The following is a 10002-nucleotide window of genomic DNA, read 5'->3' on the forward strand; positions in this document are numbered from 1 at the left end:
CTAGGGATTGGTCGAACAAGGAGAAGCCCGTGATCCGAATGACGCTGGACGAGGTCCGCGAGCTGGCCGTGCGCATCCTGCGCCGGCACGCTTTCAGCGAAGCCCATGTACAGGCGGTGGCCGATACCCTGGTGGCGGGGGAGCGTGACGAATGCGCCTCCCACGGTATCTGGCGGTTGCTCGGCTGCATCGCCACCCTGAAGGCCGGCAAGGTATCCGCCGACGCCGAGCCGGAACTGCACGACATCGCTCCCGGCCTGCTGCGGGTCGACGCCCATGGCGCGTTCTCCCAGTGCGCATTCCGGCTGGGGCTGCCGCATCTGCTGGAGAAGGCCCGCAGCCAGGGTATCGCGGCGATGGCGGTGAACCGCTGTGTGCATTTCTCCGCGCTATGGGTTGAGGTCGAGGCACTCACCGAGGCGGGCCTGGTGGCCCTGGCGACCACGCCGAGTCATGCCTGGGTGGCGCCGGCGGGCGGACGCAAGCCGATCTTCGGCACCAACCCGATCGCCTTTGGCTGGCCGCGTCCGGACGGCCCGCCGTTCGTCTTCGACTTCGCCACCAGCGCCGTGGCGCGTGGCGAGATCCAGTTGCACGAACGCGCCGGCAAGCCGATCCCGCTGGGCTGGGGGGTGGACGAGCAGGGCGAGCCGACCACCGATGCCAGCGCCGCGTTGCGAGGCGCCATGCTTACTTTCGGCGGGCACAAGGGCTCGGCCCTGGCGGCGATGGTTGAACTGCTCGCCGGTCCGCTGATCGGCGACCTGACCAGTGCCGAGTCGCTGGCCTACGACGAGGGCAGCCGTTCTTCTCCCTACGGTGGCGAACTGCTGATCGCCATCGATCCGCGGCGCATGCTCGGCGCCTCGGCGGAGGAGCACCTGGCGCGCGCCGAGACGCTGTTCGAAAGCATCGTCGAACAGGGCGCGCGCTTGCCCTCGCAGCGACGCTTCGAAGCGCGCGAACGCAGCGCCAGGGACGGCGTGACGATTCCCGAGGCGTTGCACCGGGAGCTGCTGGCGTTGCTGGAGTGAGCGCAAGGCGAGGGGCCGACCGGACAGCGTGGCGCAGCGAGGACGACTGCGTAGGGCGGATAGCGCCAACGGCGTTATCCGCCATCCAGGCTTCCAGGCGTGCTCAATCCAGGGCCTCGCGCGTGCTCCGGCCATCGACCAGGCGCAGCAGGCCCAGCGGGTTGGCGTTCTTCAGGGCGTCCGGGAGCAGGCTGTCGGGGTAGTCCTGGTAGCACAGCGGGCGCAGGAAACGCTCGATGGCCAGGGTTCCCACCGAGGTGCCGCGAGCGTCGGAGGTGGCCGGGTAGGGGCCGCCGTGGACCATGGCGTCGCACACCTCGACGCCGGTCGGATAGCCGTTGAATAGCAGGCGCCCGGCCTTGCGTTCGAGCAGCGGGACCAGCCCGGCGAACGCCGCGAGGTCGTCCGCTTCGCCGATCAGGGTCGCCGTCAACTGGCCGTGCAGGTTGTCCAGCGCGCGGGCAAGTTGTTCCTCGTCGGCCGCCTCGACGACCACGGTGGCCGGGCCGAACACCTCTTCCTGGAGCAGTTCGTCGCCTTCCAGCAACAGGCCCACGTCGGCCTTGAACAACTGCGGATGGGCCTGCCGTCCTTCCTGTGGCGCGCCGGCCAGGCGCCGGATGCCGGGGTGGCGCTCCAGGCGTTGCAGCCCTTCGACATAGCTGCGCAAGGTGCCGGCGTTGAGCATGCTCTGTGCCGGCCTGGCGGCCAGTGCCTCGCCCAGGGCCGCGACGAAGGCGTCGAAGCCGGGGGAGCGCAGGCCAAGCACCAGGCCCGGCTTGGTGCAGAACTGGCCGCAGCCGAGCGTCACCGAGGCGGCCAGCTCCTCCGCCACCTGCCGGCCGCGCCGGCGCAGGGCTTCGGGGAGCACCACCAGCGGATTGATGCTGCTCATCTCGGCGAACACCGGGATCGGCTGCGGCCGCGCCGCGGCCAGGTCGCACAGTGCGCGCCCGCCCTTGAGCGAACCGGTGAAGCCGACCGCGCGGATGGCCGGATGGCGCACCAGCGTCTCGCCGATGCCGCTGCCGTAGACCATGTTGAATACCCCGGCCGGCATGCCGCTGTCGGCCGCCGCCTGGAGGATCGCGTCGGCCACGCATTCGGCGGTGGCCATGTGTCCGCCGTGGGCCTTGACCACCACCGGGCAGCCGGCGGCCAGGGCGGCGGCGCTGTCGCCGCCGGCGGTGGAAAAGGCCAACGGGAAGTTGCTGGCACCGAACACCGCCACCGGGCCGAGACCGATTCGCCACTGGCGCAGGTCGGGACGCGGCGGGGTACGCCCGGGTTGTCCACGGTCGATGCGCGCGCCGTGGAAGTCGCCACGCCGCAGGACTTCGGCGAACAGCCGCAACTGGTTGGCGGTACGTGTTCGTTCGCCCTCGATACGTGCAGCGGGCAGCGCGGTCTCGCGACGGACCAGGGCGACGAAGTCGTCGCCCAGGGCGTCGAGGCGCGAGGCGATCGCCTCGAGGAATCCGGCGCGGCGCGCGGCGGACAGTTGCCGGTAGTGTGGATAGGCGCATTCGGCGGCGCGGGCGGCGGCGTCGACCTCCGCCGCGGTGGCCTGGATGAAGGCGTAGGGCAGCGCTTCGCCGCTGCCGGCGTCGAGGCTGCGCAGGATGAGGTTGCCGGCGGCGCTGCGAGCGCCGCCGACGTAGTTGTGACCGAGGATGCTGGGCATGGGGCCTCCCTGGGAACGGTGGATGGAATGCTCTGCCGCTGGCTCTCGCCGGCCGCTCCCTGGGGAGCGAGGCGGCGAGGGCGCGGCGCCGGCTACAAGCCGACGTCCGGCAGCACCGGCCGGCTGGCCAGGGCCTTGGCCATGATCCGCTCCACGTGCTCGCGATCGGCGCCGCGCAGGGCCAGGCGCGGCGGACGGGTGAGGGCGCTGCCGCGACCGGCGAGTTCCTCGCAGAGCTTGATGCACTGCACCAGGTCGGGACGGGCGTCGAGATGGAGGATCGGCATCAGCCACTCGTAGATCGGCATCGCCTCGGCGAAGCGCCCGGCCCTGGCCAGGCGGAAGATGGTCTCGCCTTCCTTCGGGAACACGTTGGACATTCCCGAGATCCAGCCCTGGGCGCCCACCGCCACGCTTTCCAGGACCACGTCGTCGAGGCCGGCGAAGAGGATGAAGCGCTCGCCCACCTGGTTGCGTACGTCGATGAAGCGGCGGGTGTCGCCGGAGCTGTCCTTGAAGCAGACGATGTTCTCGCAGTCGGCCAGGGAAACCAGGATGTCCGGGGTGACGTCGTTCCGGTAGATCGGCGGGTTGTTGTAGACCATCACCGGCAGGTCGGTGCCGCTGGCCACGCTGCGGAAATGCTCGGCGGTCTCGTGCGGCTTGGAGGAATAGACCAGTGCCGGCATCACCATGATGCCGTCGACGCCGACCCGCTCCACCGCCTTGGCCACCTTCGCCGCGCCGGCGCTGGTGAACTCGGCGATCCCGCAGATCACCGGCACGCGGCCGCCGGAGGCATCCTTGGCGACCTCGGTGACGGCCATCTTCTCCTCGATGGTCAGCGAGGTGTTCTCGCCGACGCTGCCGCATACCACCAGCCCGGACACGCCGTCGCGCACCAGGTTGGAAATGACCGTGTGGGTTTCCTCCAGGTTCACCGAGAAATCGGCGTTGAATTGGGTGGTGACCGCGGGGAATACGCCGCTCCAGTTGACGTGCTTGCTCATGGTTTCTCCTTTCTTCGTATTTCGTATACGAATTCAGTCGGACCGCTGCGGTCCGAGTCACAGGGCGACGGCAGCGTTCGCCGTCGTGGGCGATCCGGTACGCGCCGGATCGGTTTCCGCCCGGCCGCTGCCTGCGGTCGGGCGGGGTGGTCAGCAGTGGCCGCCGGGCCAGGTGTCGGACAGCCGATAGCCTTGCGGCCAGGGATCGTCCGGGTCGAGCAGGTACTGGTGGATGCCGGTGATCCAGGCCCGCCCGGACAGGCACGGGAGGATCGCCGGACGGCCGCCGAGTTCGGTCAGCGACTCGATGTGGCAGTGGAATTCCGAACCGATGATGGAGCGCCCGACGAAGCGTTCGCCGACCCGCAGCTGGCCTTTCGCCTGGAGCACCGCCATCCGCGCCGAGCAGCCGGTGCCGCAGGGTGAGCGGTCGATCTTGCCGGGGCGGATGACCACCGCGTTGCTCGCGCCGAGGACACCGTCGCGGCGCTCCGGCGGCGCGGCCAGCTGGCAGAAGGACAGATGGTCCCAGTCCGGGTTGGTCGGGTGGCGGAAGCCCAGTTGTTCGTTGGCCGCGTGGGTGATCTTCAAGCCGGTGGCGACCAGCTCGGCGGCCTCGTCGGCGCGCAGGGCGAAGCCCAGGCGCCGGGCGTCGGCGATGACGAAGCTGTCGCCGCCGTAGGCGGTGTCGACCTGTAGCGAGCCGAGGCCCTCGACTTCGATCCAGGCGTCGAGGCGGTCGGCGAACGACGGCACGTTGCGGATTTCCACCCGCTCGGCCTTGCCGTCGCGGCATTCCGCGCGGGCCTCGATCAGCCCGCCCGGCGCTTCCAGCAGCAGCCGGGTCAGCGGTTCGCGCATCGGCAGGATGCCGCTGTCGAGTAGCACGGTGGCCACGCACAGCGAATTGGAACCGGACATCGGCGGGGTGTCGGCCGGCTCCATGATGATCCAGCCCATCTGCGCGCGCGGGTCCTTGGCCGGCACCAGCAGATTGGCGTGGCGGAACACTCCGCCGCGCGGTTCGTTGAGGACGAAGTTGCGCAGGTCCTGGTCTCTGGCGATCCAGCGCGACTGTTCCCAGAGGGTGGCGCCGGGCGGCGCGGCGACGCCGCCGACGATCACGTCGCCGACCTCGCCTTCGGCATGGCAACTGACGATGTGGACGATCCGCTGCGAACGCATGGCTATCTCCTGTGCGGGGGCGGGCTCAGAGCACCGAGCGGAGGAATTCCACCGTCTCCGGCCGCTGCGGGTTGCCGATCACCTGGTCGGGGGTGCCGATCTCGTGGACCAGGCCATTGCGGAAGAACGCCACCCGGTCGGACACGTCGCGGGCGAAGCGGATCTCGTGGGTGACCAGGACCATGGTCATGCCTTCTTCGGCGAGCAGGCGCATGGTGTCCAGCACCTCGCCGACCAACTGCGGGTCGAGCGCCGAGGTGGCTTCGTCGAACAGCATGTAGTCCGGCGACATCGCCAGCGCCCGGGCGATCGCCATGCGCTGTTGCTGGCCGCCGGAAAGGCGCTGGGGGAAGACCTTGAGCTTGTCGCCGAGACCGACGTGGGTAAGTTGCTTCAGCGCCATCGCCTCGGCTTCGGCGCGGCTCTTGCCGAGCACCTTGCGCGGCGCGAGCATGACGTTTTCCAGCACGGTCAGGTGGGGGAAGGCGTTCCACTGCTGGAAGACGATGCCGATCTTCCGCCGCAGGCGGTTGAGGTCGGTGCCGCGGGCATGCACGTCGATGCCGTCGACGCGGATGCTGCCGCGCTGGATCGGCTCCAGGCCGTTGATGCACATCAGCAGGGTCGACTTGCCGGAACCGGAGCCGCCGATGATCGACAGCACCTCGCCCTTGTCCACCCTCAGGTCGACGCCCTTGACCACCTCGAACTGGCCGTAGGCCTTGTGCACGCCGCTGATCTCGATCATTGCTGCCATCTCCGTTCCAGCCGGGCGCCGAGTCGCGCGACCACCCAGCTCATGAGGTAATAGACGAGCCCCGCGATGCAGAGCACGAAGAGCGGTTCCTGGATGCGCGTGACAATGGTCTGCGAGGCGCGCAGCAGTTCGACGATGCCGATCCAGAGCACCAGCGAGGTGTCCTTCATCACCGACAGGGTCAGGTTGACCCAACCGGGGAAGGCCACCCGGGCGGCCATCGGCAGGACGATGTGGAACAGGTCCTGGCGATAGCTCAGGCCCAGCGAACGCGCGGCCCGGCGCACGCTCGGCGGTACCGAGAGGACGCCGCCGCGGACCACCTCGGTGCAGTAGGCGGCGGCGTACACGCCGAGCACCAGGCAGGCCACGGCGAAGGCGCTCCAGTCGAGGGCGAGGATGCTCTTGAAGGAATTGAGCAGGACGAACTGGATCAGCAGCGGCACGCTGCGGAATACGTCGAGCAGCGCCGCCAGCGGCAGGCTGGCGCGTGGCAGCAGGGCGCGGAGCAGGCCGAAGACGACGCCCAGCAGGGTGCCGATCAGCATCGCCATGGCGGTGATGGCGAGGGTGGTCCAGGCGCCTTGCAGGAGGAACAGCAGGTCGTTGGCGGTGAGGCTGGTGGTGAACACGGCATTCCCCTCAGTAACGGAACAGGCGCCAGCCCAGCAGGCGGGCGGCCAGCACCAGCAGCTTGGCCATGGCGAAGTAGAGGACGGCGGCCAGGGCGAAGTATTCGAAGGTGCGGAAGGTCTTGACGTTGAGCGCCTGGGTGACGCCGGTGAGGTCGTCGGTCAGGCCCACCACCACGCCGAGGGAGGTCATCAGCATGGCCCAGACCAACTGGTTGGTCAGCGGGTAGAACACCACCCGCAGCAGTTGCGGGATCACCACCAGGCGATAGGCCTGCGGCGCGCTCATGCCCAGCGAGCGGGCCGCCCGCAACTGGGTCTCGGGCACCGCCTGGAGGCCGCCGCGGAAGGTCTCGGCGAGGTAGCCGGCGTTGTTGAAGGTGACCCCGGCGAGCAGGGCGAACCAGGAACTGACGTGCAGGCCGAAGGAGCCCAGGCCGAAGTAGAGGATGTAGATCTGGAACAGCGCCGGGGTATTCCGCGCGATGGAGATCCAGGCCCCGGCGGCGGCGCGCAGCGGGCGGTTGCCGCCGAGCCGGGCGAAGGCCAGGAGCAGGGCGATGAGGATGCCGAAGAGCATCGACAGCGCGGTGACCTGGAGCGTCACCAGGCTGCCGGCGAGCATCTCCGGCAGGGCGTTGAACGCCGAGCGCCAGTGGAAGGTGTAGTCGAACATCAGCAGTCCTCGCTCAGCCAGGCGGGCAGCCCGGCGGGGGCCCGTCCGCCGACGGCGGCCTCGACGCAGCCGGCGAGGCTGGCGAAGCGCACCTGGCGGCCGACCAGTCCGGGGGCGTAGTGGGCATACTTGGCGGAGTTGGTCATCAGGGTGCGCGCGCCCGGCGGCACCAGCGGTTCGTCGAGCATGCACCAGCAGGTGTCGGTGACCAGCCGCGCGCCGAACGCCTGCAGCGTCGCCAGGTGCCCGGCCGCTTCGGCCTGGACGACGACCTGCCGGCTGCTGGTGATCACCAACGCTACCTCCGGGTGTCTGCGGCGGCCGTGGCAGAGCGCGGCGAGCTGGGCGAATTCGCTGGCGGAGAAGTGCGGGTTGCCCAGCGCCACCAGGTCGATCCGCGTCTCGTCGGCGCTGTCCAGCTCGCGCCAGGCGTCGCGCAGGCGCTCGCGACCGACCCGCAGGGTCCGCCGCGGCGCGCGGCCGCCGAAGGCGCTGGCCAGGTCAGGGGCTTCCGGGGTGACGCCGATGACGTGGAACATCGGCACCGAGGAACTGGTGCCCAGCGCCGCGCCGAAGGCCTTGAGCGCGTCGCGGTCCGGCTGCCGCTGCCGCAGGCCGTCGATCGCCGGGATCTGTCCGTCGCAGAGCAGGCCGCAGAGGTAGCCGAGGGTCGGGTAGAAGGCATCGTCGACGCTGCCGAGGTCTTCCACTTCGATCAGTACCCGCGCCTGGCGCTGCTCGTCGAGGTGGCAGCCGGCCAGCGGCGCGCGACCGGTGAGGGCGCAGCAGATATCCATGAAGTCGGCGTACTTGTTGGTGCGTGCGCCGAGCACGCTGTTGGCGAAGAGCACCGCGTTGGACTCGGCCCAGACGATCTGTTCGCCGGCCCGCGCGCTGTCGTCGAGCAGGTAGGGCGCGCAGGTGAAGCTGGGCTGCGCGCCCATGTCGAGATAAGCCTGGGCCAGGGCCGCGGCCGGCTCGCCGAGGGTGGCGGGTACGCCCTGTTCGCGCCAGCGGCGCTGGTCCACGGAGATGGCGTTGAGGGTGGTCGGTACCCGCACCCGGGCACCGAGGTCGCGCAGGGTCTCGGCGAAGCGCAGGCCGGCCGGGCCGGTGTAGATGCAAGCGTCGATGTGCGCGCGCTGGATCTCGACCAGCCGTTGCGCGCCCTGCAACGCCGCCATGCGCAGGACGATGCGCATCGCCAGGCGCGCGGCTTCGCCGTGTTCGCCGGCGAGCAGGGCCTGGTCGAAGGCGTCCAGTCGCGGGCCGGCATCGGTCGCCAGCGCTTCGGCGGGCCGGGCCTCCAGCGGCGGCGGGGCATCCCGGTGGAGTTCCAGGCGACCGTCGGCCAGGCGCGCCCAGGGATAGGCGGCGAGTTCGTCGAAGCGCTCGCCGAGACAGGCGATGGGTAGCGAGCGGCCGAACAGTTCCTCGGCGACGATCGCGCCGAGGGCGAGGATTTCGTCCGGTTCGCGCAGGAGGATCGCCGCCGGCGCACGTCCGCCGAGGATCAGTTCCAGCAGTACGCTGCTGCCGGTGCAGGAGCCGCGCCCACCGGGAATCGCCAGCAGCCTGCCGTGCAGACGGCGGCCGCTGAGCGGGTGGTGGCGGTCGATCACTTCCGCGCTGCGCGGGTCGACGCCGCCCCAGAAGCTCAGGCCGGTCGGTGCGTACAGCAGTTCGCCGGACGCGCTGCCGGCGACCAGGGTACGGGGAACGATGAGGTGTGCGTGCTTCATCGGCGCATCCAGGACGGGGGGAAACGGCGCGGCCCGACGGCGGACCGCGCCCTCGGCTTCAGCGGTAGACCGCGCTGGTGGTCAGCTCCGGCGCCGTGCCGCCGACCCATTTCTGCGCCAGCTCGGCGTAGCGGCCGCTGCGCACCTGCTGGTTGATGAACAGGTTCAGGTAGTTGAGCAGGCCGTATTCGTTGCGCTTGGCGCCGAGGGCCACGTAGTCGATGTCATAGGGCGCGTCACCGGCGATCTTCAGGCCCTTGTACTTGCCCGACTTGATCCACGAGGCGGCGACGGTGGAAGAGACGACCGTGGCGTCGATATGCCCCTGGCTGATCGCCAGGGCGGTGTCGGCCTCGGACTGGTAGGCGCGGAAGCTGCCCTTGGCGTCGCCCCAGGCCTTGCTGTCCTTCTCCAGGGCCAGCGCCTCGAAGGTGCCGGCGGTGCCGCCGACCGGGCGGCCCTTGAGGTCCTCGTAGCTGGCGATGCCGGTGTCCTCGCGGGTCAGTACCACCTTGACGAAGGCGAAGTAGGGGATGCTCATGCCGATGGTCTTGGCCCGCTCCAGGGTGTCCGAGGTGGACGCGACGATCACGTCGGCGCGACCCGATACCAGTGCCGGGATGCGGTCGGGAAAGGGCGTCTCGACGATCTCCGCCTTGACGTCCAGGGCCTTCGCCAGGTCGTTGCAGTAATCGACGTCGAAGCCCACCGGGTTGTTCTGCGCATCGCGCGAGCCCATCGGCGGAAAGTCCAGGGTGACGGCGCAGCGCAGCTTGCCGGACTCGATGATGTCGTCGAGCTTGTCGGCCTGGGCGAGACCGGCGAGGGAACAGCCCAGGGCAGCGGTGAGGGCTAGGGCAAGGGTCTTCTTGGTATTCATGGGGGCCTCTGGCGATGCGGTTGAGCGGAAGGGCGGCACATCTCGTATTTGTGATTTCGTATACGATATTTTAAGCGAGCAATGGCTGTGCCAGAACCTCGTCCGACGCCGATAAAAAATCTTTCGCTGGAGCGCGACCGCTTTGGCTGGCGCGTCGCTGTGCCATGCCGCGCCGGACTGCGCCCCGCTCGGACGCGGCCGGCGGTGTTACAAAAGGGAGCAGGATTGCTACCGCCGCCCCCTGGCGGGGCGAGGCGTTACGCTTTTCGGGGCTGGCGATGGGTCTCGCGGTACTGGCTCGGCGAGAGTCCGGTGAGCGCCTTGAACTGGCGGCTGAAGGCGCTGTGGTCGGTGTAGCCGCAGCGCAGGGCGATCTCGGTGATCGGCGCGTCGCCGGCGAGC

The 10002-nt window shown here is 69.7% G+C and carries 10 protein-coding genes; 1 reads left to right on the forward strand and 9 read right to left on the reverse strand.

Annotation, left to right across the window (positions count from 1 at the left end):
* Positions 1 to 29 precede the first annotated feature (29 nt).
* Positions 30 to 1034: a bifunctional delta(1)-pyrroline-2-carboxylate/delta(1)-piperideine-2-carboxylate reductase gene (gene lhpD / locus HMPREF2924_RS22970; protein ID WP_023094816.1), complete on the forward strand. Its 1005-nt coding sequence runs from the start codon at positions 30 to 32 to the stop codon at positions 1032 to 1034.
* Between the two features lie 103 nt (positions 1035 to 1137).
* Here lhpD and HMPREF2924_RS22975 read toward each other — a convergent pair whose 3' ends face one another.
* From HMPREF2924_RS22975 to HMPREF2924_RS23015, 9 genes are all read right to left on the reverse strand, one after another.
* Entirely contained in the window at positions 1138 to 2718 is a 1581-nt protein-coding gene (locus HMPREF2924_RS22975; RefSeq protein WP_004363939.1) for an aldehyde dehydrogenase (NADP(+)), read from the reverse strand.
* Positions 2719 to 2810: 92 nt separating this feature from the next.
* Positions 2811 to 3728, reverse strand: a complete 918-nt coding sequence (locus HMPREF2924_RS22980) for a dihydrodipicolinate synthase family protein (protein WP_003110831.1) — start codon at positions 3726 to 3728, stop codon at positions 2811 to 2813.
* A 150-nt stretch (positions 3729 to 3878) separates the two neighbouring features.
* Entirely contained in the window at positions 3879 to 4913 is a 1035-nt protein-coding gene (locus HMPREF2924_RS22985) for a trans-3-hydroxy-L-proline dehydratase (protein ID WP_003082552.1), read from the reverse strand.
* A gap of 25 nt (positions 4914 to 4938) precedes the next feature.
* Positions 4939 to 5661 carry an amino acid ABC transporter ATP-binding protein gene (locus HMPREF2924_RS22990; protein ID WP_003086746.1) on the reverse strand — a complete coding sequence of 241 codons (723 nt, stop codon included), beginning with the start codon at positions 5659 to 5661 and terminating at the stop codon, positions 4939 to 4941.
* The gene (locus HMPREF2924_RS22995; protein ID WP_004363935.1) at positions 5658 to 6302 is read right to left on the reverse strand and encodes an amino acid ABC transporter permease; all 645 of its coding nucleotides are present in this window, start codon (positions 6300 to 6302) and stop codon (positions 5658 to 5660) included. The genes HMPREF2924_RS22990 and HMPREF2924_RS22995 overlap by 4 nt, the downstream gene beginning before the upstream one ends.
* A 10-nt stretch (positions 6303 to 6312) precedes the next feature.
* A complete protein-coding gene (locus HMPREF2924_RS23000; RefSeq protein WP_003082559.1) occupies positions 6313 to 6978 on the reverse strand; it encodes an amino acid ABC transporter permease in 666 nt (221 codons plus the stop codon).
* Positions 6978 to 8720 carry a cis-3-hydroxy-L-proline dehydratase gene (locus HMPREF2924_RS23005; protein ID WP_003133538.1) on the reverse strand — a complete coding sequence of 581 codons (1743 nt, stop codon included), beginning with the start codon at positions 8718 to 8720 and terminating at the stop codon, positions 6978 to 6980. The genes HMPREF2924_RS23000 and HMPREF2924_RS23005 overlap by 1 nt, the downstream gene beginning before the upstream one ends.
* Positions 8721 to 8778: 58 nt before the next feature.
* Positions 8779 to 9600: an ABC transporter substrate-binding protein gene (locus tag HMPREF2924_RS23010; protein ID WP_023094815.1), complete on the reverse strand. Its 822-nt coding sequence runs from the start codon at positions 9598 to 9600 to the stop codon at positions 8779 to 8781.
* Positions 9601 to 9857: 257 nt separating this feature from the next.
* The coding region (locus tag HMPREF2924_RS23015) for a helix-turn-helix domain-containing protein (protein WP_043182070.1) at positions 9858 to 10002 on the reverse strand (145 nt) is incomplete at its 5' end.

Origin of the sequence: Pseudomonas sp. HMSC063H08 (genome assembly GCF_001813645.1) — a bacterium.
Classification (GTDB): Bacteria; Pseudomonadota; Gammaproteobacteria; order Pseudomonadales; family Pseudomonadaceae; genus Pseudomonas; species Pseudomonas aeruginosa.

Coding starts and splice junctions, on each gene's coding strand:
- HMPREF2924_RS22975 (WP_004363939.1), bottom strand. CDS start 2,718: ATGCCCAGCATCCTCGGTCACAACTACGTCGGCGGCGCTCGCAGCGCC.
- HMPREF2924_RS22980 (WP_003110831.1), bottom strand. CDS start 3,728: ATGAGCAAGCACGTCAACTGGAGCGGCGTATTCCCCGCGGTCACCACC.
- HMPREF2924_RS22985 (WP_003082552.1), bottom strand. CDS start 4,913: ATGCGTTCGCAGCGGATCGTCCACATCGTCAGTTGCCATGCCGAAGGC.
- HMPREF2924_RS22990 (WP_003086746.1), bottom strand. CDS start 5,661: ATGATCGAGATCAGCGGCGTGCACAAGGCCTACGGCCAGTTCGAGGTG.
- HMPREF2924_RS23000 (WP_003082559.1), bottom strand. CDS start 6,978: ATGTTCGACTACACCTTCCACTGGCGCTCGGCGTTCAACGCCCTGCCG.
- HMPREF2924_RS23005 (WP_003133538.1), bottom strand. CDS start 8,720: ATGAAGCACGCACACCTCATCGTTCCCCGTACCCTGGTCGCCGGCAGC.
- HMPREF2924_RS23010 (WP_023094815.1), bottom strand. CDS start 9,600: ATGAATACCAAGAAGACCCTTGCCCTAGCCCTCACCGCTGCCCTGGGC.